Origin of the sequence: Paenibacillus septentrionalis (assembly GCF_042659865.1) — a bacterium.
In the GTDB taxonomy this organism is placed as follows: Bacteria; Bacillota; Bacilli; order Paenibacillales; family Paenibacillaceae; genus Pristimantibacillus; species Pristimantibacillus septentrionalis.
Genome location: NZ_JBHSTE010000009.1, coordinates 43,775 through 64,665 on the forward strand (window position 1 = coordinate 43,775; position 20,891 = coordinate 64,665).

General features: G+C 43.8%; 37 protein-coding genes. 34 read left to right on the forward strand and 3 right to left on the reverse strand.

Annotated elements, in window-relative coordinates; translation table 11 throughout:
• The first annotated feature begins 6 nt into the window (after nt 1–6).
• The 30 genes from rplD (at nt 7) to truA (ending at nt 15,453) form a co-directional block, all read left to right on the forward strand.
• Nucleotides 7–630 carry a 50S ribosomal protein L4 gene (gene rplD, locus ACFP56_RS20560; protein ID WP_379238168.1) on the forward strand — a complete coding sequence of 208 codons (624 nt, stop codon included), beginning with the start codon at nt 7–9 and terminating at the stop codon, nt 628–630.
• Entirely contained in the window at nt 630–923 is a 294-nt protein-coding gene (gene rplW, locus ACFP56_RS20565) for a 50S ribosomal protein L23 (RefSeq protein WP_379238170.1), read from the forward strand. The genes rplD and rplW overlap by 1 nt, the downstream gene beginning before the upstream one ends.
• A 17-nt stretch (nt 924–940) precedes the next feature.
• Nucleotides 941–1,771, forward strand: a complete 831-nt coding sequence (gene rplB, locus ACFP56_RS20570; RefSeq protein ID WP_379238172.1) for a 50S ribosomal protein L2 — start codon at nt 941–943, stop codon at nt 1,769–1,771.
• A gap of 67 nt (nt 1,772–1,838) precedes the next feature.
• The gene (gene rpsS / locus ACFP56_RS20575; RefSeq protein WP_379238174.1) at nt 1,839–2,120 is read left to right on the forward strand and encodes a 30S ribosomal protein S19; all 282 of its coding nucleotides are present in this window, start codon (nt 1,839–1,841) and stop codon (nt 2,118–2,120) included.
• 38 nt (nt 2,121–2,158) lie between these two features.
• Complete coding sequence (rplV, locus tag ACFP56_RS20580) at nt 2,159–2,494, forward strand: 50S ribosomal protein L22 (protein ID WP_379238176.1); 336 nt, start codon at nt 2,159–2,161, stop codon at nt 2,492–2,494.
• Nucleotides 2,495–2,507: 13 nt separating this feature from the next.
• Nucleotides 2,508–3,170, forward strand: a complete 663-nt coding sequence (gene rpsC / locus ACFP56_RS20585; protein ID WP_379238178.1) for a 30S ribosomal protein S3 — start codon at nt 2,508–2,510, stop codon at nt 3,168–3,170.
• 2 nt (nt 3,171–3,172) lie between these two features.
• Entirely contained in the window at nt 3,173–3,607 is a 435-nt protein-coding gene (gene rplP, locus ACFP56_RS20590) for a 50S ribosomal protein L16 (RefSeq protein WP_379238180.1), read from the forward strand.
• Complete coding sequence (gene rpmC, locus ACFP56_RS20595) at nt 3,597–3,797, forward strand: 50S ribosomal protein L29 (protein WP_119602795.1); 201 nt, start codon at nt 3,597–3,599, stop codon at nt 3,795–3,797. Before rplP ends, rpmC begins: the two co-directional genes overlap by 11 nt.
• A gap of 50 nt (nt 3,798–3,847) precedes the next feature.
• Entirely contained in the window at nt 3,848–4,111 is a 264-nt protein-coding gene (gene rpsQ / locus ACFP56_RS20600) for a 30S ribosomal protein S17 (protein ID WP_213520382.1), read from the forward strand.
• A gap of 46 nt (nt 4,112–4,157) precedes the next feature.
• On the forward strand, nt 4,158–4,526 hold the full coding sequence (gene rplN, locus ACFP56_RS20605) for a 50S ribosomal protein L14 (protein ID WP_379238184.1): 369 nt from the start codon (nt 4,158–4,160) through the stop codon (nt 4,524–4,526).
• Nucleotides 4,527–4,576: 50 nt separating this feature from the next.
• Nucleotides 4,577–4,930: a 50S ribosomal protein L24 gene (gene rplX / locus ACFP56_RS20610; protein WP_213520385.1), complete on the forward strand. Its 354-nt coding sequence runs from the start codon at nt 4,577–4,579 to the stop codon at nt 4,928–4,930.
• Nucleotides 4,931–4,959: 29 nt separating this feature from the next.
• A complete protein-coding gene (gene rplE, locus ACFP56_RS20615) occupies nt 4,960–5,502 on the forward strand; it encodes a 50S ribosomal protein L5 (protein ID WP_379238187.1) in 543 nt (180 codons plus the stop codon).
• A gap of 26 nt (nt 5,503–5,528) precedes the next feature.
• Nucleotides 5,529–5,714, forward strand: a complete 186-nt coding sequence (locus ACFP56_RS20620) for a type Z 30S ribosomal protein S14 (RefSeq protein ID WP_013312154.1) — start codon at nt 5,529–5,531, stop codon at nt 5,712–5,714.
• A 31-nt stretch (nt 5,715–5,745) separates the two neighbouring features.
• Nucleotides 5,746–6,144 (forward strand): 30S ribosomal protein S8, encoded by a 399-nt coding sequence (gene rpsH / locus ACFP56_RS20625; RefSeq protein WP_379238189.1) that lies wholly within the window; start codon nt 5,746–5,748, stop codon nt 6,142–6,144.
• A gap of 31 nt (nt 6,145–6,175) precedes the next feature.
• Nucleotides 6,176–6,718: a 50S ribosomal protein L6 gene (gene rplF / locus ACFP56_RS20630; RefSeq protein WP_379238191.1), complete on the forward strand. Its 543-nt coding sequence runs from the start codon at nt 6,176–6,178 to the stop codon at nt 6,716–6,718.
• 61 nt (nt 6,719–6,779) lie between these two features.
• Nucleotides 6,780–7,148: a 50S ribosomal protein L18 gene (gene rplR / locus ACFP56_RS20635; protein ID WP_379238193.1), complete on the forward strand. Its 369-nt coding sequence runs from the start codon at nt 6,780–6,782 to the stop codon at nt 7,146–7,148.
• A gap of 24 nt (nt 7,149–7,172) precedes the next feature.
• A complete protein-coding gene (gene rpsE / locus ACFP56_RS20640) occupies nt 7,173–7,670 on the forward strand; it encodes a 30S ribosomal protein S5 (protein WP_379238195.1) in 498 nt (165 codons plus the stop codon).
• Nucleotides 7,671–7,683: 13 nt separating this feature from the next.
• Nucleotides 7,684–7,863, forward strand: coding sequence for a 50S ribosomal protein L30 (gene rpmD, locus ACFP56_RS20645; RefSeq protein WP_379238197.1), 180 nt, complete (start codon nt 7,684–7,686; stop codon nt 7,861–7,863).
• A 52-nt stretch (nt 7,864–7,915) separates the two neighbouring features.
• Nucleotides 7,916–8,356: a 50S ribosomal protein L15 gene (gene rplO / locus ACFP56_RS20650; protein WP_379238199.1), complete on the forward strand. Its 441-nt coding sequence runs from the start codon at nt 7,916–7,918 to the stop codon at nt 8,354–8,356.
• Nucleotides 8,357–9,658: a preprotein translocase subunit SecY gene (secY, locus tag ACFP56_RS20655; RefSeq protein WP_379238201.1), complete on the forward strand. Its 1,302-nt coding sequence runs from the start codon at nt 8,357–8,359 to the stop codon at nt 9,656–9,658.
• Between the two features lie 89 nt (nt 9,659–9,747).
• The gene (locus ACFP56_RS20660; protein ID WP_379238203.1) at nt 9,748–10,398 is read left to right on the forward strand and encodes an adenylate kinase; all 651 of its coding nucleotides are present in this window, start codon (nt 9,748–9,750) and stop codon (nt 10,396–10,398) included.
• Nucleotides 10,398–11,156 carry a type I methionyl aminopeptidase gene (gene map, locus ACFP56_RS20665; RefSeq protein ID WP_379238205.1) on the forward strand — a complete coding sequence of 253 codons (759 nt, stop codon included), beginning with the start codon at nt 10,398–10,400 and terminating at the stop codon, nt 11,154–11,156. Before ACFP56_RS20660 ends, map begins: the two co-directional genes overlap by 1 nt.
• Before the next feature lie 13 nt (nt 11,157–11,169).
• Nucleotides 11,170–11,454 (forward strand): hypothetical protein, encoded by a 285-nt coding sequence (locus tag ACFP56_RS20670; protein ID WP_379238207.1) that lies wholly within the window; start codon nt 11,170–11,172, stop codon nt 11,452–11,454.
• Nucleotides 11,447–11,662: a translation initiation factor IF-1 gene (infA, locus tag ACFP56_RS20675; RefSeq protein WP_015847200.1), complete on the forward strand. Its 216-nt coding sequence runs from the start codon at nt 11,447–11,449 to the stop codon at nt 11,660–11,662. The genes ACFP56_RS20670 and infA overlap by 8 nt, the downstream gene beginning before the upstream one ends.
• A 41-nt stretch (nt 11,663–11,703) precedes the next feature.
• Nucleotides 11,704–11,817, forward strand: coding sequence for a 50S ribosomal protein L36 (gene rpmJ / locus ACFP56_RS20680; protein ID WP_015253313.1), 114 nt, complete (start codon nt 11,704–11,706; stop codon nt 11,815–11,817).
• Nucleotides 11,818–11,837: 20 nt separating this feature from the next.
• Complete coding sequence (gene rpsM / locus ACFP56_RS20685) at nt 11,838–12,206, forward strand: 30S ribosomal protein S13 (RefSeq protein ID WP_379238210.1); 369 nt, start codon at nt 11,838–11,840, stop codon at nt 12,204–12,206.
• Between the two features lie 19 nt (nt 12,207–12,225).
• A complete protein-coding gene (gene rpsK / locus ACFP56_RS20690; RefSeq protein ID WP_379238212.1) occupies nt 12,226–12,621 on the forward strand; it encodes a 30S ribosomal protein S11 in 396 nt (131 codons plus the stop codon).
• 126 nt (nt 12,622–12,747) lie between these two features.
• Nucleotides 12,748–13,692, forward strand: a complete 945-nt coding sequence (locus tag ACFP56_RS20695; RefSeq protein ID WP_379238214.1) for a DNA-directed RNA polymerase subunit alpha — start codon at nt 12,748–12,750, stop codon at nt 13,690–13,692.
• Between the two features lie 51 nt (nt 13,693–13,743).
• Nucleotides 13,744–14,109 carry a 50S ribosomal protein L17 gene (gene rplQ, locus ACFP56_RS20700; protein WP_379238216.1) on the forward strand — a complete coding sequence of 122 codons (366 nt, stop codon included), beginning with the start codon at nt 13,744–13,746 and terminating at the stop codon, nt 14,107–14,109.
• 621 nt (nt 14,110–14,730) lie between these two features.
• Entirely contained in the window at nt 14,731–15,453 is a 723-nt protein-coding gene (gene truA / locus ACFP56_RS20705; RefSeq protein WP_379238218.1) for a tRNA pseudouridine(38-40) synthase TruA, read from the forward strand.
• A gap of 20 nt (nt 15,454–15,473) precedes the next feature.
• Here the strand turns inward: truA and ACFP56_RS20710 are convergent, their stop codons facing one another.
• Nucleotides 15,474–16,412 carry a DUF4097 family beta strand repeat-containing protein gene (locus ACFP56_RS20710; RefSeq protein ID WP_379238220.1) on the reverse strand — a complete coding sequence of 313 codons (939 nt, stop codon included), beginning with the start codon at nt 16,410–16,412 and terminating at the stop codon, nt 15,474–15,476.
• A 309-nt stretch (nt 16,413–16,721) separates the two neighbouring features.
• Between ACFP56_RS20710 and rplM the strand changes: the two genes are divergently transcribed.
• From rplM to ACFP56_RS20730, 4 genes are all read left to right on the forward strand, one after another.
• On the forward strand, nt 16,722–17,159 hold the full coding sequence (rplM, locus tag ACFP56_RS20715; protein ID WP_379238222.1) for a 50S ribosomal protein L13: 438 nt from the start codon (nt 16,722–16,724) through the stop codon (nt 17,157–17,159).
• Between the two features lie 20 nt (nt 17,160–17,179).
• The gene (gene rpsI / locus ACFP56_RS20720) at nt 17,180–17,572 is read left to right on the forward strand and encodes a 30S ribosomal protein S9 (RefSeq protein WP_213520422.1); all 393 of its coding nucleotides are present in this window, start codon (nt 17,180–17,182) and stop codon (nt 17,570–17,572) included.
• A 229-nt stretch (nt 17,573–17,801) separates the two neighbouring features.
• A complete protein-coding gene (locus tag ACFP56_RS20725; protein ID WP_379238225.1) occupies nt 17,802–18,584 on the forward strand; it encodes a polysaccharide deacetylase family protein in 783 nt (260 codons plus the stop codon).
• Nucleotides 18,585–18,649: 65 nt separating this feature from the next.
• Nucleotides 18,650–19,285 carry a YhcN/YlaJ family sporulation lipoprotein gene (locus ACFP56_RS20730; RefSeq protein ID WP_379238227.1) on the forward strand — a complete coding sequence of 212 codons (636 nt, stop codon included), beginning with the start codon at nt 18,650–18,652 and terminating at the stop codon, nt 19,283–19,285.
• A gap of 142 nt (nt 19,286–19,427) precedes the next feature.
• On the opposite strand, the gene ACFP56_RS20735 is transcribed toward ACFP56_RS20730, so the two are convergent.
• Nucleotides 19,428–20,222, reverse strand: coding sequence for a hypothetical protein (locus ACFP56_RS20735; RefSeq protein WP_379238229.1), 795 nt, complete (start codon nt 20,220–20,222; stop codon nt 19,428–19,430).
• Nucleotides 20,223–20,341: 119 nt separating this feature from the next.
• Nucleotides 20,342–20,845, reverse strand: a complete 504-nt coding sequence (locus tag ACFP56_RS20740; protein ID WP_379238231.1) for an NUDIX hydrolase — start codon at nt 20,843–20,845, stop codon at nt 20,342–20,344.
• Nucleotides 20,846–20,891: the final 46 nt, after the last annotated feature.

The window sequence follows — 20,891 nt, forward strand, 5'->3', positions numbered from 1 at the left end:
CAAGAAATGCCTAAAGTAACAGTATTCAACGTGAGCGGTGCACAGGTTGGTGAGCTAGAACTTGCTGATAGCGTGTTCGGCATCGAGCCTAACGTTCATGTTATGCACAGTGCTGTCCTTTTGCAAAACGCTGCAGAGCGTCAAGGAACGCACAAAACAAAAGGACGCTCCGAAGTACGTGGCGGTGGACGTAAGCCTTGGAAACAAAAAGGTACAGGTCGCGCTCGTCAAGGTAGCATCCGTTCTCCACAATGGGTTGGTGGTGGTACAGTATTTGGCCCAACACCTCGCTCTTATGGATTCAAGCTTCCTAAGAAAGTTCGTCGTCTTGCGATCAAATCTGCACTTTCTTCTAAAGTAGTTGCAGAAAACATCATCGTATTGGATCAGCTTGCATTTGCAGCTCCAAAAACGAAGGAATTCGCAAGCCTGCTTAACAACCTTAAAGTAGATCGCAAAGCTTTGGTTGTAACAGCTAACTACGAGGATAACGTTGCACTATCTGCACGTAATATCCCTGGTGTGAAATTCGTCGCTGCTGATGGCATCAATGTTCGTGATGTGCTTGTTCATGATAAATTGATTATCACTAAAGAAGCGGTAGAGAAAGTACAGGAGGTGCTTGCGTAATGAAAAATCCTCGCGATATCATCAAGCGCCCGGTTATTACGGAACGTACGAGCGATTACATGGCTGCTAAACGTTATGTTTTTGAAGTAGACCTGCGCGCGAACAAAACCGAAATCAAATCCGCAATTGAAGAGATTTTCAACGTTAAAGTAACTAGCGTTAACACCATGCGTGTTGCTGGTAAACCAAAACGTTACGGTCGTTACAGCGGCTACAGACCTAACTGGAAAAAAGCAATCGTTCAATTGAGCGAAGATAGCAAAGAACTTGAATTCTTTGAAACGTCAGTATAGAAAAGGAGGGAACATAAGTGCCAATCAAAAAGTATAAACCGACCTCTCCTGCACGTCGTAACATGAGCGTATCTACTTTCGAAGAAATTACGACAAGCACTCCGGAGAAATCGTTGCTTGCACCGCTTTTCAAAAAAGCTGGTCGTAACAACCAAGGTAAAATTACAGTTCGTCACCATGGTGGTGGACATAAACGCAAATACCGTATTATTGACTTCAAACGTAATAAAGACGGTATCATCGGTAAAGTTGCAACAATCGAGTACGATCCAAACCGTACTTCTAACATCGCTTTGATCCACTATGTGGACGGCGCTAAAGCTTACATTATTGCACCAAAAGGTCTTAAAGTAGGCGATCAAATTCAATCTGGTCCAGATGCGGATATTAAAATCGGTAACGCGTTGCCGCTTGTTAACATCCCAGTTGGTACAGTTATTCACAACATCGAGTTGAAGCCAGGTAAAGGCGGACAATTGGTTCGTGCTGCTGGTACTGAAGCTCAATTGCTTGGTAAAGAAGGTAACTACGTTACAGTTCGTCTGAACTCTGGCGAAGTACGTCAAATCCTTAACACTTGCCGCGCAACAATCGGTTCTGTAGGAAACGGTGACCACGAGCTAATCAAGATCGGTAAAGCTGGTCGTTCTCGCTGGTTGGGTAAACGTCCTGAAGTTCGCGGGGTAGTAATGAACCCTAACGATCACCCTCACGGTGGTGGTGAAGGTCGTGCTCCGATCGGTCGTAAATCTCCATTGTCTCCTTGGGGCAAACCGACACTTGGATACAAAACACGCAAGAAGAAAAAAGCATCAAGCCAATATATTGTTCGTGGACGTACGAAGTAATAACTGCTTGATACAAGCCGCATAACAAAAGTTATGCAGAAGCTCTTACGTGAAGGGAGGATCTCACATGGGTCGCAGTTTGAAAAAAGGTCCATTTATCGATGGATACCTTTTGAAAAAAGTTGAGGAATTGAACGAGCAGAACAAAAAGACTGTCGTTAAAACATGGTCTCGTCGCTCTACAATTTTCCCACAATTCATCGGTCACACTTTTGCAGTGTATGATGGTCGTAAACATGTTCCAGTATATGTGACAGAAGATATGGTTGGTCACAAGCTTGGTGAATTTGCGCCAACACGTACGTACAAAGGCCATGCTGCTGATGACAAAAAAACAGGCAGACGTTAATGCCTATTACTTTCTAATGAATGAGAGGAGGTTCCAACATGGCAGAAGCTAAAGCACACGCACGTTTCGTACGTATTGCTCCTCGTAAAGCTCAACTGGTGGCGGATTTGATTCGTGGCAAGCAAGTTGGCGAAGCAATCGCGATTCTGCGTCACACGCCAAAAGCTGCTTCCCCGATTTTGGAGAAGTTGTTGAACTCTGCAATTGCTAACGCTGAGCATAACAATGGGCTTGATGTTAATAGTTTGGTTGTATCGCAAGTTTACGCGAACCAAGGACCAACTATGAAACGTTTCCGCCCACGTGCAATGGGTCGCGCAAGCAGAATTAATAAGAGAACCAGCCACATCACTTTGGTCGTATCAGAAAAATAAGGAGGGATAACGAGTGGGTCAAAAGGTAAATCCAGTCGGACTACGTGTCGGGATTATCCGTGATTGGGAATCCAAATGGTACGCAGATAAAGACTTTGGCGATCTTCTTCTAGAAGACGTAAAAATTCGCGAATACCTTAAGAACAAGCTGAAAGATGCAGCAGTTTCCCATATCGAAATCGAACGTGCGGCTAACCGCGTTAACGTAACGATTCATACTGCTAAGCCAGGTATGGTAATCGGTAAAGGTGGATCTGAAGTTGAAAACCTTCGTGTTCAACTAGGTAAAATCGCTAAGGACAAAAAAGTTCATATCAATATTGCAGAAATCAAACAAGCTGATCTTGACGCTATTTTAGTAGCTGAAAGCATCGCGCAACAACTAGAGCGTCGCGTTTCTTTCCGTCGTGCTCTAAAACAAGCAATCCAACGCTCTATGCGTGCGGGTGCAAAAGGAATTAAAACTGCAGTTTCCGGTCGTCTAGGCGGCGCTGAGATTGCTCGTTCTGAAGGATATAGTGAAGGTACTGTTCCGCTTCATACTCTACGTGCTGATATCGATTACGGTACAGCTGAAGCACACACGACTTATGGTCGTATTGGTGTTAAAGTATGGATCTATCGTGGTGAAGTCCTTCCTACTAAGAAGAAAGCTCCACAGGAAGGAGGCAACTAATCATGTTGGTACCTAAACGCGTAAAGCACCGTAAACAACAACGTGGTCACATGAAGGGTCGTGCAAAAGGCGGTACTACTGTAGCATTCGGTGAGTACGGTTTGCAAGCTCTTGAGCCATCATGGATTACTAACCGTCAGATCGAAGCGGCTCGTATCGCGATGACTCGTTACATCAAACGTGGCGGTAAAGTATGGATCAAAATTTTCCCAGATAAGCCGATCACTCAAAAGCCTCTTGAGGTTCGTATGGGTAGCGGTAAAGGTAACGTTGAGAAATGGGTAGCAGTTGTTAAGCCAGGCAAAGTAATGTTTGAGCTTGCTGGTGTACCTGAGGAAGTAGCTCGCGAAGCGATGCGTCTTGCTTCTCACAAGTTGCCTGTTAAATGTAAGTTTGTGAAACGAGAAGAAGTGGGTGGTGAAGTAAATGAAGGCTAGTGAATTTCGCAACTTAACCTCTGCTGAAATCGAACAACAAATCGCTGGTTTCAAAGAAGAGCTGTTCAACCTTCGTTTCCAATTGGCAACAGGTCAACTGGACAATCCGACTCGTATTCGTGACGTGCGCAAGGAAATTGCTCGCGCAAAAACAGTTCTTCGTGAAAGAGAACTTGGAATCAGCAGCTAATCAATACTGATTGGTGAAGAATCTGATCACGGTCAGGAAGGAGGCCAAACATGAGCGAACGCAATGCCCGTAAAGTAGAAATCGGCAAAGTGGTAAGTGACAAAATGGACAAAACAATCGTTGTTGCAGTTGAAACTTACAAAAAACACGATTTGTACCATAAACGTATTAAATATACGAAAAAATATAAAGCACATGATGAGAACAATACGGCAAAAATCGGCGATATTGTAAAAATCATGGAGACTCGTCCACTATCTAAAGACAAGCGCTTCAGACTGGTCGAAGTTGTTGAAGAAGCTGTCATTCTTTAATGAACGTTTGTGCTTTACAAGCTTTTCTTGAAAGGAGGACGTTGAAATGATTCAACCGTTTACGCGACTTAAAGTTGCTGACAACTCTGGTGCGAAAGAATTGATGTGTATCCGTGTTCTTGGTGGTACTGGCCGCCGTGTGGGAGCTATTGGAGATCTAATCGTTTGTTCCGTTAAACAAGCAACACCAGGGGGCGTTGTCAAAAAAGGTGATGTAGTAAAGGCTGTTATCGTACGTACGAAGCGTTCTGTACGTCGTAAAGATGGTTCTTACATCTCCTTCGATGAAAACGCAGCAGTTGTAGTTAAAGAAGATAAGAGCCCACGTGGTACTCGTATTTTTGGACCAGTTGCTCGTGAACTTCGTGATAAAGACTTCATGAAGATCGTATCTTTGGCTCCAGAAGTAATCTAAGCTCCAAAGAATATAACCCTGAAAGCAGAAGCGAGCAGGAGGTGTAATAAATGCCAAAAGTGAAAAAATTGTTGGAATCTCACAATAACAAGCTACACGTCAAGAAAGACGATACGGTTATCGTAATTTCCGGTAAAGACAAAGGTAAGAAGGGGCGCGTAATCGCAGCTTACCCGCGTGAAAACCGTGTACTTGTTGAAGGTGTAAATATCGTGAAAAAGCATGCTCGTCCATCTCAAGCGAATCCGCAAGGTGGTATCATCGAGCAAGAAGCTCCAATTCACGCGTCCAATGTCATGCATGTTGATCCAAAGAGCGGTAAAGTAACACGTATCGGATACAAAGTGCTTGATAACGGCAAAAAAGTTCGGATCGCAAAACGTTCCGGCGCTCAGATTGACTAATTGCCTAGTAGGAAGGAGGTCTATAAGCTATGACAGCAAGACTGAAAAGTCGCTTTCTTAATGAAATTACTCCTGCTTTAATGCAGAAGTTTAACTATACGACAGTGATGCAAGTACCTAAAGTAGAGAAGGTTGTTATCAACATTGGTATGGGTGAAGCAGTTTCTAACTCTAAAGTACTTGATGTAGCACTAGATGAGCTGCAAACAATCGCTGGTCAAAAACCTGTTGTAACGCGCGCTAAGAAATCCATCGCTGGTTTCAAATTGCGTGAGAACATGCCGATCGGGGTTAAAGTTACACTACGCGGTGAGCGTATGTATCATTTCCTAGACAAATTGTTCAATATTTCTCTACCTCGCGTACGTGACTTCCAAGGTGTTTCTACTAAAGCTTTTGATGGCCGCGGTAACTACACACTTGGTTTGAAAGAGCAACTTATCTTCCCAGAGATTGAGTATGATAAAGTTGACAAAACACGTGGTATGGATATCGTCATCGTCACGACGGCAAAAACAGACGAAGAATCTCGTGAATTGCTAACCCAACTGGGTATGCCGTTTGCGAAGTAATCCACTACTAGGAGGTGTAATACCCAGTGGCAAAAACTTCGATGAAAGTGAAACAACAACGCACACCTAAGTTCAAAGTTCGTGCTTACACTCGTTGTGAGCGTTGTGGTCGTCCGCACTCTGTTTTGCAAAAGTTCAAAATTTGCCGGATTTGTTTCCGCGAGTTAGCATACAAGGGCCAGATTCCTGGCGTTAAAAAAGCAAGCTGGTAATCAGCCTAGTTCGGGAAGGAGGTTCACACTAATGGTTATGTCTGATCCGATTGCAGATATGTTGACACGCATTCGCAATGCGAATGTAGTACGTCACGAAACTGTAGAAATGCCCGCTTCAAAAGTGAAAAAAGAAATCGCTGAGATCTTGAAGCGTGAAGGATTTATCCGTGATGCTGAGTACATCGAGGATAACAAACAAGGTATGATTCGTATTTTCTTGAAATACGGAGCTAACCAAGAGCGTGTTATCACTGGTTTGAAACGTATTTCTAAGCCAGGACTACGCGTTTACACAAAATCAAATGAAATTCCACGCGTCCTAGGTGGACTTGGAATTGCGATTATTTCCACGTCTAAAGGTGTAATGACAGACAAAGAAGCTCGTCAAGCAAAAGCTGGCGGCGAAGTAGTCTGCTACGTATGGTAAGATACAAGTAACGAAGACAGGAGGTGTAACGATGTCCCGTATCGGTCGTAAAGTGATTCCAGTACCAGCAGGTGTTGCTGTTACTTTGGATAACTCAGTTATTACGGTTAAAGGACCTAAAGGTACGCTAACACGTACGCTTCATAGCGATATGATCGTAAATATTTCTGAAAATGAAATTTCTGTTGAGCGTCCTTCTGATAATAAAATTCATCGTTCTCTACATGGAACGACTCGTTCAGTTATTGCGAACATGGTTACAGGTGTTACTGAAGGCTATAAGAAAAATCTTGAGCTTGTAGGTGTAGGTTACCGTGTAAACAAATCAGGCGAGAAAATTACATTGAACGTTGGTTACTCCCACCCGGTTGAATTCTCTCCAGAAAAGGGAATTGAATTCGAGGTAGTTGGTACAACTAAACTTACTGTTCACGGTATTGATAAAGAGCGCGTTGGGCAGATCGCTGCTGAAATTCGCCAAGTTCGTCTTCCTGAGCCATATAAAGGCAAAGGTATCAAGTATGAAAACGAGCGTATCATCCGTAAAGAAGGTAAAGCCGGTAAGAAGAAATAAGCAGCGGTTTTCAAGCTCGCTTAAACTTGCGTCTTAAGGCAAAGGAAAGGAGTGTACCTGCATGATTACTAAAGGTGATAAGAACAAAGCGCGTCTGAAAAGACGTTTCCGCGTTCGTAAGAAAATCAACGGCACAGCTGCTCGTCCACGTTTGTCTGTGTTCCGTTCTTCTAAGCATATCTATGCTCAACTAATCGATGATGTAGCTGGCGTGACAATCGTGTCCGCTTCTACTAAAGATAAAGAGCTTGCGGCATCTATCGGCAACGGCGGTAACGTTGAGTCCGCTACTAAAGTGGGTCAATTGATCGCTAAGCGTGCGGTAGATAAAGGTGTTTCTGAAGTAGTATTTGACCGTGGTGGATATCTATATCACGGAAGAATTCAAGCACTAGCTGATGCAGCTCGCGAAGCTGGCTTGAAATTCTAATCAATCAATAAGGAGGTAAATGACTTGCGTGTAGATCCTAATACGTTAGAACTAAATGATAAAGTAGTTCACATTAACCGCGTTGCAAAAGTTGTAAAAGGCGGACGCCGTTTCAGCTTTAGCGCACTTGTAGTTGTCGGTGACGGTAAAGGCTACGTTGGCGCAGGGATCGGTAAAGCTGGCGAGGTACCAGATGCAATCCGTAAAGGTATCGAAGATGCTAAGAAAAACCTGATCCATGTACCACTTGTAGGAACAACTATTCCTCACCTAATTGAAGGTCGTTTCGGAGCTGGTAGTGTTCTTTTGAAACCAGCATCTGAAGGTACAGGAGTAATCGCTGGTGGCCCAGTACGTGCAGTGCTTGAGCTTGCTGGCGTTGGCGATATTTTAACGAAATCACTTGGTTCTTCTAACTCTCTAAATATGGTGAACGCGACGCTTGAAGGTCTTTCCCGTCTAAAACGTGCGGAAGATGTTGCTAAGCTTCGTGGAAAAACTGTTGAAGAGCTACTAGGTTAAGGAGGGAAAATCGATGGCAAAATTGCAAATCACCCTCGTTCGCAGTTTGATTGGCCGCAACGAGAAACAACGTGCTACTGTTCAGTCGCTCGGCCTTCGCAAAATTCGTCAATCGGTCGTTCTTAACGACAGCCCGGCTATTCGCGGCATGGTTCACCATGTTCAGCATTTGGTTAAAGTTGAAGAAGTTTAATCAACATCTCGGGATGATTATGATACGAAAATAATAAGGAGGTGCACGAACGATGAAATTGCATGAATTAGCACCAGCTGCTGGTTCCACATTTGCGCCAAAGCGTAAAGGTCGTGGTATCGGATCAGGTAATGGTAAAACAGCAGGTAAGGGTCACAAAGGTCAAAACGCTCGTTCCGGTGGCGGTGTTCGTCCTGGTTTCGAGGGTGGTCAAAACCCACTGTATCGTCGCTTACCTAAACGTGGTTTTAACAACCCGTTCCGTAAAGAGTATGCGATTGTAAACATTCAAGATTTGAACAGCTTTGCTGCAGGTACAGAAATCACTCCAGAAGTTCTTCTTGAAAAAGGCATTGTTAAAAATGCGCTAGCAGGAATCAAAATCTTGGGTAATGGTGAATTGAACGTAGGACTTACAGTGAAAGCTAACAAGTTCTCCCAATCTGCGGTAGAGAAAATCCAGGCTGCCGGCGGTAAAACCGAGGTGATCTAATTGTTTACGACCGTGTCCAATATTTGGAAAGTAACAGAGCTTCGTACGAAAATTCTGTTTACACTTTTCGTATTATTGATTTATCGTATTGGTGCCTTTATTCCGGTACCAGGAGTAGATACTGAGTTGTTAAAACAAGCTGGATCAACAGGTGAAGATCTGTTTGGCTTGCTTAACACGTTCTCAGGCGGAGCATTATTCAACTTCTCTATTCTAGCGATCGGGATTACGCCATACATCACTGCATCGATTATCGTGCAGTTGCTAAGTATGGACGTTATTCCGCGTTTTGCCGAGTGGGCAAAACAAGGTGAAGACGGGAAGCGCAAGCTTGCTCAGATCACTCGCTACGGTACTGTAATACTAGGTCTAGTACAAGGTTTGGCTACTGCGATTGGTTTCAATCGTATTTATGGTGTTGAGATTATCCACAATGCTAATTTCGTTGATTATCTTGTTATTGCGATTATCTTGACTGCAGGTACTGCATTCTTGATGTGGCTTGGTGAGCAAATCACTGAAAAAGGTATCGGTAATGGTATCTCAATCCTGATCTTTGCTGCGATTGTGGCTGGCTTGCCAGGTCATGTTCGCACATTGTATCAAACACAACTTGCTGGCGACGATGTCAACCTATTCTTGAACATCGTGAAAGTAATTCTAATCGTGCTTGTCGTCATTGCGATGATCGTTGGGGTTATTTTCATTCAGCAAGGTATTCGCAAGATCCCTGTTCAATACGCGAAACGTGTAGTTGGACGTAAAATGTACGGTGGACAATCCACGCACATTCCGATGAAAGTAAATGGTGCTGGTGTAATTCCAGTTATCTTTGCCATCTCTCTATTGATGTTCCCAATTACGATTGCGAACTTCTGGGCAGATAAGGTATGGGCGAAGTGGACAATTGAACATTTGAGCTATGACAAACCACTAGGTATGGTGCTTTATGTTCTGTTGATCATCGGTTTTACATTCTTCTATACATTCGTTCAAATCAATCCGGTACAAATGGCGGATCAAATGAAAAAGAATGGCGGTTATATTCCAGGTATTCGCCCGGGCAAACCAACCTCTTCTTATTTGACTAAAGTGTTGACTCGATTGACATTAACGGGTGCGATTTTCTTAGCGGTAATTTCGATCTTCCCGGTGCTCTTCGGATCACTTGCAGGGTTAGACCGCTCCATACAGCTAGGTGGTACTTCATTAATCATCGTGGTCGGTGTTGCACTTGATACGATGAAACAAATCGAGGGCCAATTGATCAAACGCCATTACAAAGGGTTTATCAATAAATAACAACAGGTTCGAACAGGGGCTGCCGTGACCATTACGATGTAATGCGGTGCCCTAACGGACCTATTGTGCTTAAAGTGAGGAAATCACGAATGAATATTCTTTTTATGGGTCCTCCGGGAGCAGGTAAAGGAACGCAAGCGGAGAGAATCGTTGAGGAATTTAGTATTCCTCATATCTCAACTGGTGATGCATTTCGTCTAGCGATGAAGCAAGGCACACCAATCGGTCTTAAAGCGAAGGAGTATATCGATCAAGGTCTACTCGTTCCTGATGAGATCACCAACGGAATCGTAAAGGAAAGACTTGCACAAGCGGATTGCGATAATGGTTTCCTGCTTGACGGCTTCCCTCGTACGATTCAACAAGCTGAAGCGCTTGATATCATGCTGCAAGAGCTTGGCCGTAACATTGATCATGTTGTTAACTTGGCTGTAGATCGCAACCTTCTGCTAGCTCGTCTAACAGGACGTCGCATCTGCAAAACTTGTGGCGCAACGTATCATGTCATGTTCAATCCTCCAAAAGTTGAAGGGATCTGCGATAAGGACGGCGGTGAGCTGTACCAGCGCTCTGATGATTCAGAAGAAAAAGTTGGTACGCGTCTGGATGAGTATTCATCTAAAACTGCACCATTGCTTGATTTCTACAGTAAAAAAGGGTTGCTTCGTGAAGTGAACGGCGAACAGGATATCAATATTGTTACTGCTGAGATCATTTCAACTTTGAGAGGTTCCTTGTAATGATCATTTGCAAATCCGAATCGGAACTGCAAGTAATGAGAGAAGCAGGGCGAATTGTTGCCGAGACGCATCAATTGATGGTTCAAGCAATTGAACCTGGCATTACGACGGGTGAGCTCGATGCGATAGCTGAAAAGTACATTCGAAGTCAAGGTGCAATTCCATCTTTTAAAGGTTATAATGGTTTCCCATCCAGCGTCTGTGCTTCTGTAAATGACGAGCTTGTGCATGGGTTTCCAGGTTCACGCAAGCTGAACGAGGGCGATATTATTAGTCTCGATATCGGCGCGCAATACAATGGTTACCATGGTGATTCGGCTTGGACCTACCCGGTTGGAGCTGTATCGGAAGAAGCTAAGCGCCTCTTAACTGTTGGTGAACAATCATTGTATGCTGGAATCTCGCTAGTAAAGCCTGATGTCAGACTGTATACGATATCGCACGCCATACAGAAGGTGATTGAAGCAGCTGGTTTTTCTGTCGTTCGGGAATATGTCGGTCATGGAGTCGGAACAGATCTTCATGAGGAGCCGTCCATACCGAACTACGGGGTTCCGGACAGAGGACCACGGCTCAAACCAGGAATGGTGCTAGCAATCGAACCTATGCTTAATATAGGGGAACGATATGTTCGGACACTTGAGGACAACTGGACGGTAGTGACTCGGGACGGATCATGGTGTGCTCATTTTGAACACACAGTTGCCGTTACGGAGGACGGTTTTGAGATATTGACGAAGCTGCCATCTCAAAGTTAAGGAAACGATAACGATGAAAGCACAAATCGGACAATTAATCAAAATTCTTAAAGGTAAGGACGAGGAGCGTTATGCAGTAATCGTCGAAGTGCTCGATGAGCGCTTTGTACTGATTGCAGATGGAAAAAAACGCAAATTCGACGCACCAAAGAAAAAGAACGTTCTGCATCTCGAGCTGCTGCCTATCATTAGTCAAGAGGTTGCAATCAGCTTGCAGGAAACAGGCAAAGTTACTAATGCAAAGTTACGTTATGCGGTGCAGAAGGTTGCACATGGAAAGGAGATTAATAATGGCTAAAGAAGATGTTATTGAAGTTGAAGGTACGGTTATTGAGCCACTGCCGAATGCCATGTTCAAGGTGGAGCTTGAGAACGGACATCAAATTCTTGCTCATGTATCTGGCAAACTAAGAATGCATTTTATTCGTATTCTTACTGGAGACAAAGTGGTCATTCAGTTATCGCCTTATGATCTATCAAGAGGGCGTATCACCTATCGTAAATAACTTCATTGTTCTATTTACGAAAGATTCGGGAGGTAATCACAATGAAGGTAAGACCTTCGGTTAAGCCGATTTGCGAGAAATGCAAAGTCATTCGTCGCAAAGGTAATGTTATGGTGATTTGTGAAAATCCGAGACACAAACAAAAACAAGGATAAAAGGAGGAGGAACATACTCAATGGCACGTATTGCTGGTGTAGATATTCCGCGTGACAAACGCGTTGTAATCTCTTTGACGTATATTTTCGGTATCGGAACTACTACGGCTGAGAAGATTGTTGCATCTACTGGCGTAAATCCGGACACTCGCGTTCGCGATTTGACAGAAGATGAGCTTGGTCGTATTCGTGATGAAATCGACAAAAACGTTAAGGTAGAAGGCGACCTACGTCGTGAAATCTCTCTTAACATCAAACGTCTAAACGAAATTGGTTGCTACCGTGGTCTTCGTCACCGCCGTGGTCTTCCTGTTCGTGGTCAACGTACTAAAACAAATGCTCGTACACGTAAAGGTCCTCGTCGTACTGTAGCTAACAAGAAGAAATAAGAAGGGAGGATAAACGATAATGGCTAAAGCTAAAAAAGTCGTTCGTACGAAACGTCGTGATCGTAAAAATATTGATACCGGCGTAGCGCATATCCGCTCGACATTTAACAACACAATCGTTACAATTACTGATCCACACGGCAACGCGATTTCTTGGGCAAGTGCTGGTGGTCTTGGCTTCAAAGGTTCTCGTAAGAGCACACCTTTCGCTGCGCAAATGGCTGCTGAGTCTGCTGCAAAAGCTGCGATGGAGCATGGCATGAGAACGGTTGAGGTTATGGTTAAAGGTCCTGGAGCAGGCCGTGAAGCTGCGATTCGTTCTCTTCAAGCTGCTGGCTTGGAAGTGAACTTGATCAAGGACGTAACACCAGTTCCGCATAACGGATGCCGTCCACCAAAACGTCGTCGCGTGTAATTTGTTGACTTGGTGGTATCAAATGGTAACAATCTGTGAATAATGGTTGTGAAGGTTTGGCATACTACGAGGTTTGACATAAAAACGACTTAGGTAACGGAGCGACGTTTGAAGGAGGGTACTATTGTGATTGAGATCGAAAAGCCGAAAATCGAAACCGTAGAATTGAACGACGGAGGCACGTACGGTAAATTCGTTGTTGAGCCGCTAGAACGCGGATACGGCACTACGCTGGGAAATTCGCTTCGTCGAATTTTGTTATCTTCTTTACCTGGCGCAGCAGTTACATCTGTTCAAATCGATGGTGTACTGCATGAGTTTTCTACAGTTCCAGGAGTGATTGAGGACGTTACTGAAATCATCCTGAATTTGAAAGGACTCTCGCTGAAAATCCACTCCGATGAAGAAAAGGTATTGGAAATTGACGCTGAAGGTGAAGGTATCGTAACAGCTGGTGACATTCGTGCTGATAGTGATGTCGAGATTTTGAGCCCTGATCTTCACATTGCGACTTTGGCATCCGGAGCACGTTTGCATATGAGAATTTTCGCTAACCGCGGACGTGGTTATGTGCAAGCAGACCGGAACAAAAGCGACGATCACCCGATAGGCGTCATTCCTGTAGATTCAATCTACACGCCCATTACTCGTGTTAATTATAGCGTTGAGAATACTCGCGTAGGTCAAGTAACGAACTATGACAAGCTTACGCTTGAAGTTTGGACTGACGGCAGTATTCGTCCTGAAGAGGCTGTAAGCCTTGGAGCTAAAATATTGACAGAGCACTTGGACTTGTTCGTTGGATTAACGGATGAAGCCAAAGATGCGGAAATCATGGTTGAGAAAGAAGAAGATAAGAAAGAAAAAGTGCTTGAGATGACAATCGAAGAGCTCGATCTTTCCGTTCGTTCTTACAACTGCTTGAAGCGTGCAGGCATTAACACTGTTCAAGAGCTTATCACGAAATCGGAAGAGGATATGATGAAGGTGCGTAACCTTGGTCGTAAATCTCTAGAAGAAGTTCAAGAGAAGCTTGAAGAGCTAGGTCTTGGCCTGCGCATGGATGAGTAGTCGTTTCTCAATTGAAGCGGTGAAGAAAACAGCAAGGGAGGGGAAATCAAAATGGCATATCAAAAATTAGGTCGTGACTCAAGCGCACGTAAAGCACTTTTCCGTGATCTTGTGACTGACTTGTTCCTATATGAGCGTATTCAAACTACAGAGGCTAAAGCGAAAGAGGTTCGTTCTATCGCTGAAAAGCTAATCACGAAAGCGAAGAAGGGTGACCTTCATGCACGTCGTCAAGTTGCTGCTTACGTACGTCGTGAAACTGTAGATGGCGAGAAAGACGCGATTCAAAAGCTATTCTCTGAATTGGCTTCTCGTTACTCAGAGCGCAACGGTGGTTACACACGTATCCTTAAGCTGGGACCTCGTCGTGGTGACGCTGCGCCTATGGTTTACTTAGAGCTAGTTGACCGTGATTAATGTGGAAAGGTGGACCTTAACAGGCCACCTTTTTCTTTTGAGAGGAAGGTTAAAAGCTGGACTTTGATGACGATGTATCGCTTTGTAGCTTACTCGACGTCGAATATGGAACGCTACCGAAAACTCCGGTGCTCACGTACCAATTAACGTACGCTGCGCTCCTCGTTTTCTAGTATCGTCTCATCTTCTTGGTCCTGAAAGCCCAGCTTTTAACCCCTTATTTAAAGTTACAAGCATAAAGCTTTGCTCCGAAGATGTTGCTCCGACGCTGCTGTGCTTTTAAGTTGTATCGCTCGAAGCGATGCTTTTCCTCGAGGAAAAGCGAGCAGGAAGTAAAAAGCTTCTTTAGAGCGGCCACAGGGAATAGAGCTCCAGCGGAGGAGTATGCGATTGTGGAAAGCGGAGCGTGTCGCTTTTAAGTTCCGATTCTTCCACATCAATCAATTTGAAGAATCGGAATTTAAACCGCGACTGAAACAACGCACTACTCCGGAGCGCTGAATCGGAATTTAAACCGCGACTGGAACAACGCATTACTCCGGAGCGCTGAATTTAAACCGCGACTGGAACAACGCACTATTCAGGAGCGCTGAAAGGAAATGAATGATGAGAAACATATGCATGAAGGTAAGCTATGATGGAACGAAGTTTAGTGGGTTTCAGGCTCAGCCTAAGGATCGTACTGTGCAAGTTGAAATCGAGCGCGTACTCACGATTCTTACGAAGGAAGAGATTACGATCCATGCTTCCGGACGTACAGATGCTGGTGTTCATGCACGTGGTCAAGTTTTTCATTTTCTGACCAATTGCACTATTCCTACCGATCGTTTTGCTATCGCAATGAATACACGCTTGCCAGAGGATGTCATGATTCTGGAGGCGAAGGAGATGCCGCTCGATTTTCATGCGAGACACTCGGCCAAGCGCAAAACGTATCGTTATTGCATAGATAATGGGAAATTTCCGGATCTGTTTGGACGTCATTATCGTTTACATGTGCCTGTACCGCTCAACCGTGAGCGGATGAAACAAGCATTGAGCTATATTGTAGGCACGCATGATTTTACGTCGTTTACATCGACCCGCTCTGTTAAGCCGCATCATGTTCGTACCATTTATGATGCGAAGCTGATTGAGGCAGGTCCGTTTATTCATATTGAGATGACAGGCAATGGCTTTACGTACAATATGGTTCGGATTATTACAGGTACTTTAATAAAAATCGGCCATGGAAAGCTAAAGCCCGAAGACATGCGCCTCATATTGGATGGCTGCGATCGAAGTCTCGCAGGTCCAACGGCGCTGCCAATCGGGCTTATGCTAATGGATGTAAGCTATGAATAAGTAGCAATGACAATGAAGAACTATCGAAGGCTGAAGTTTCCGGATTTCGTTTGGACGTCAAGCTTAACATCGCCACTTCCAAATTTGCCTTCAAGTCGGTCGTTATCTTGTGAAGTAATTTCAAAGCCTGATTTGCTAACTGATGAGTTTCCAGAACCTTTTCGATGCGTAATCGCAAGTGAGCTAGGCTGCTTATGCAATATCAGTTTAACATTACCGCTATTCGCTTGTATGCTGCTGTCTTTCGTTAAATCCTGAAGCTCAGCATTGATATTACCTGATTTTGCGGTAGCATCGAGTCCTGCAGCATCGCCGATTAAAGTGATGTTCCCACTGTTAACTTCTACCTCAACATGCTCGGCTTTGAATGATGTAGCCTTTGCATTGCCGCTATTAGCATGAAGGGAGAGGGTGGAGCTGTCAAGTTGATCGATCGTGATGTTGCCACTTTTAGCATGGGCAGATAGATCTGTGCTTGTAATATCGTTTAGCGTAATGTTGCCGCTGTTTGCCTCAAGTGCAAACATTTCTACATCTAAGCGGTCGCTCCTAATATTTCCGCTATTCGTTTCCACATTCAGCGTGTTAACAAGCTGTGTTGGAACGATTAGCTCAAGGGTATAGCTCTTGAATTGAAAGGGCAGATACCACTTTCGCGGTGATTTCACCGTTAAATCAAGCGCATTGCTGTATTGAGAGGTTGAAACATAGCTGGAGATATCATACGATTTATGATTGGAATCATACAGCTTTAATTGAATGCTTTCACTCTCTGATGGCAAAAGCTTGACATTAACTGATGACGTTCGGACGGTTAATTCATTTATCGATTGAGCATCGTACAATTGCGATCCCTTCTCACCTTTTGTATTTCTAAATTCGAGATCAAACACATTGGTAAAGAGCACAACAGCTCCTATAATTACGATGACGATCCCGAGCAAGGTTTGCTTGTTCATATCTCGTTCTCCTTAATTGGTTTTGTTAGATTAAGTATAGCATAACGATTGCTTATAAAAATCGGACCAATGCTGTATGACATCTACGACTTAAGACTGAGAAGAATAGTGGTATAAACACGCGGGATTATGGGAAAAAGCACTTGATTATTGCCCATAGATATAGTAAAATATATTTTGTGCTTTCTTAGTGGCTCTCCCACAGCCCCGACTAGGATCGCAATAATTACTGATGAATATGAAATGATGAATCAAACGATTCCGTTGTTATAAAAAAGAATAATGTATGAGAATCAAGGAGGAACATCCATGCGTACCACTTATATGGCTAAGCCTAATGAAGTTGAACGTAAATGGCTTTTGATTGACGCTGAGGGTAAAACTCTTGGACGTCTTGCTAGTGAAGCAGCTGCGCTAATCCGCGGTAAGCATAAGCCTCAATTTACGCCACATCTTGATACTGGTGATTTCGTTGTCATCATCAACGCTGACAAAGTTGTCCTAACTGGTAACAAACTGGCAGACAAGAAATACTATCGTCACTCTCTTCACCCAGGTGGTTTGAAGGTGACTCCAGCTGGTGAAATGTTGAAAAAGAAACCAGAGCGTATGATCGAACTAGCTGTACACGGCATGTTGCCGAAAAACCGTCTTGGTAACAAGATGAAACTTAAACTTAAAGTTTACGCAGGTGCGGAACATCCACATCAAGCACAAAACCCTGAAGTCTACGAACTTCGCGGGTAATAAAGAGGAGGACATGTTTCATGGCTCAAGTGCAATACTATGGAACTGGTCGTCGTAAGCACTCTGTTGCACGCGTACGTCTTGTGCCGGGTGAAGGACGAATCATTATTAACAAACGCGATATCAACGAATATTTTGGCTTAGAAACTCTTAAGCTTATCGTTAAACAACCTTTGAACCTAACTGATACTCTTGATAAATACGATGTATTGGTTATCGCTCAAGGTGGAGGTATGTCTGGACAAGCGGGTGCTATCCGTCATGGTATCTCTCGTGCGCTTCTAAAAGCGGATCCTGAGTTCCGTCCATCTTTGAAACGTGCAGGCTTCCTAACACGTGACCCTCGTATGAAAGAGCGTAAAAAATACGGTCTTAAAGCGGCACGTCGTGCGCCTCAGTTCTCAAAACGTTAATATTCCTTGTACGTCAAGGATATCAAGCTCTCAAGCCTTCGGGTTTGGGAGCTTTTTCGTTAATGTTTGATTACGTATTGCTTACAATAGCTGATTAACCAATCGGTAACATCAGAAGGCTCTCCGGGTACTAGACGGGGAGCCTTTTTGATTCCCTACATAATTAGCCAATGTCTGACTAAAAACCAAACAAATATCAAATAGTAAAGTAATAACAATCAGTAAAGGAATGAATGCATTGAAGAAGCTACAGACAGTGGGAAAGTGGCTCATACTGACTTTATCCCCCTTGCTGCTACCTGCATTTGAAGCTCCCTATGAATCGACAGTGGTTCACGATCGCAGCTATTATGAGCAGCGTGGAGATGTTATGTGGGAAGTGCCTATAGAAGAGAAGCTTATTGCGCTAACATTTGATGATGGGCCAAGTTTTGATTTAACGCCACAAATTCTAGATGTGTTAAAACAGTATGATGCGAAGGCAACTTTTTTCGTTCTAGGAAATCGCATTGATCGGCACAAGGATATTGTGCTGCGAGAGGTGATGGAGGGACACGAAATCGGGAATCATACATTTAACCATGCGTTTTTCAATCATCATTTATCCAAGAATCGTATTTCGCGTGAAATCGAGACAACGAAGCGAAAGCTTAAAGAGGTTGCAGGTGTGGATTCGCCATGGTTTAGGCCTCCTGGCGGATATTATAATGATTCTGTTATTGAGGCAGCCAAGGAAAGCGGATATACAGTCATCCTCTGGTCATGGCATCAGGATACGGAGGATTGGAAGAGTCCTGGCGTCGAAGCAATTGTCAACAAAGTGCTTAACAATGTCCGTAACGGAGATATTGTGCTAATGCACGATAATGTTATGCACTCGCATCAAACCGTTGATGCATTAAAAATAATACTGCCTGAATTAAAGGCTAGAGGGTATAAATTCGTAACGATTTCGGAGCTTGTCGAGCAAAAGTATCGCTGGGACGAGCTGGACTATTTCCAGTATGAGTAAACATCTATCTACACATAAAAGCGTCGCCTCAAGCGCATTTTATAGGTAGGAGGTGAAGAGTTAAAATGTTAAAACGTATTGGAATGGCTGCTGTAGCAACAACTCTTGCAGTTAGCTTGGTAGGTTGTGGAGCTGACGACAACACAAGAAATCGAAATGATCGCTTTAGAACACAATCAAATCAAAACGGTGCCGGTAACGGTGTAATTAATCCGAGCGGTATCGGGGTCAACAACAATGCAAATGGCAATGGTACGATGAACCAAGGTCCTGGTGGAATGGGTCAAGGTAATATGGGCCAAGGCGGCATGAACCAAGGTACAGCACACAATGACATGACAACTGGTCAAAACGGCTTAAATGATCAGGAACAGCGTTTGATGAAGCGCATTCGTGATGTGAATGGCGTAAATGATGCCACAGTATTTGTTAACGGCAATGACATCATCGTCGGCATTGAGGTAGATAACGTTGGTAAACGTGATCAAATCGAAGAAAAAGTAAGAAAAGCATTGCAAAACGATAAAGAAAATAAAGATTACACAGTTCACGTAACATCCGAGCGTTCTATACATGAACGTATTCGTTCGATCCATGGGCAAATGCAATCAACGGACGGACATCCGATTCGTGATATGGCCAATGATATTGGTCAATTGCTAGAAGATATGGGTAATGCAGTAACAAGACCGTTCCGCTAAAATAGGTTAAACAAACAGACAAAAAAGCAGCGCGTACATCGTGCTGCTTTTTTGTCGGTTAATGGTGTTCAATTGTTCTTTAGTAGGTATCAAATTAAAAAAGCCGTAGGAATATTCCTACGGCCTCATGCAAGTAAAACGCTTAGCTCAAAAAGTTGTTTTGAGAAAGTGTTTGAGAAGATTGGTTATTTTGAGGTAGCGTGTTTGTATATTTCGCCACTGTGCTATTGATGCTGCTGTTTCCAACATTGCTGTTTAGCGAGCTGCCAAAAGTGGAGCTTGTTGCTGTGTTACCAAGAGAGCTGCTACCTAGAGAGCTGCTACCTAGAGAGTTGCTACCTAGAGAGCTTGTACCTAGAGAGCTTGTGCCTAGAGAGCTGTTACCTAAAGAACTGCTACCTAGAGAGCTAGTTCCAATGGATGAAGTGAATTGGTTTTGGTTAAATTGATTTTGATTGAATCCAGTGGAGCTGCTGCTTGGGTAATGATTGCTGCTGGAAGTGAAGTTGCTGGATTGAGTTGGGAAGCTGGAGCTTGAAGTAAAGCTAGAAGAACCTGTTGAAGGCGTATAGCCTGCTGCGTATCCAGAAGTACCAGCTGATGCGTAGCTTGTTTGAGTTGGAATAGAAACTTGATGGCACAAGGATGCAATTTGCTGCAATTGTTGCGTAGCAGTATGATGGCCTTGCAGCGCTGTTTGAATCACGTCAGCTGCATGATGCTCCTTTTGAGCGATTTGCTCAAGCATACGAGCATTTTGTTGCTCTTGCGTTAGAAGCTGTTGGTATTGTACCGATGCCTGTTGTGTTTGGTTGATTAGTTGCTGAACAAGCTGTTCAATGTGTGCCAATTGCTGTTTCGCTTGAAAGCTGTCAAAAGATTGCGTGTTGAAACTGCCTGTACCAAATTGGTTGTTAGACGTATATTGATTGTTCATCGTATGCTGCCTCCTTGAGAAATGTAATAGTTTGATGTTACTCGAATAACATCCCCCAAAAAGCGATAAACATACTTGATCTTATTTGGAATAAAAAGCTATGATAAGCCAAATTCAGCTTATACATAACGTGAAGTAGGGTCAAGCTGATTTGCTCTGTAACCAATAAGCTCATCCTTGGAATTGTACGTAAAGATGTGCTCGAGTTGGCACTCGCCTTGCAACAGAAAGGGAAGAAAATGCTGAATATTGTCCACGACACCGAGATTGTCTTCATTCAGTACCCAATCGAGCGGTTTCCACATAAGCAAACCCTCATCCACCACTGCAGGAGTCTGAACAGCTTTGTCGGATAAGCTGCAGCGATACAGATACATGCCGCTTGAAAAAGATGGTGGTTCACTTTCCCAGCGCACGATACCAGCAGGCTCAATGTCTTGCTCATTCACTTGTAATCCGGTTTCTTCTTTAATTTCTCGAACAATGCTTTGCAGCGGTGTTTCGTTGGCTTCGAGCTTGCCGCCAATTCCATTCCATAAGCCCATATTTGGTGATTTTAGTCGATTTAGCAGCAATACCTCACTGCCGCATATCATAAAACATATCGTGTATTTTAGCATCATCGTAGCTCCTTACAGATTCAATTCTCTTATTATACATGGAAAGTCA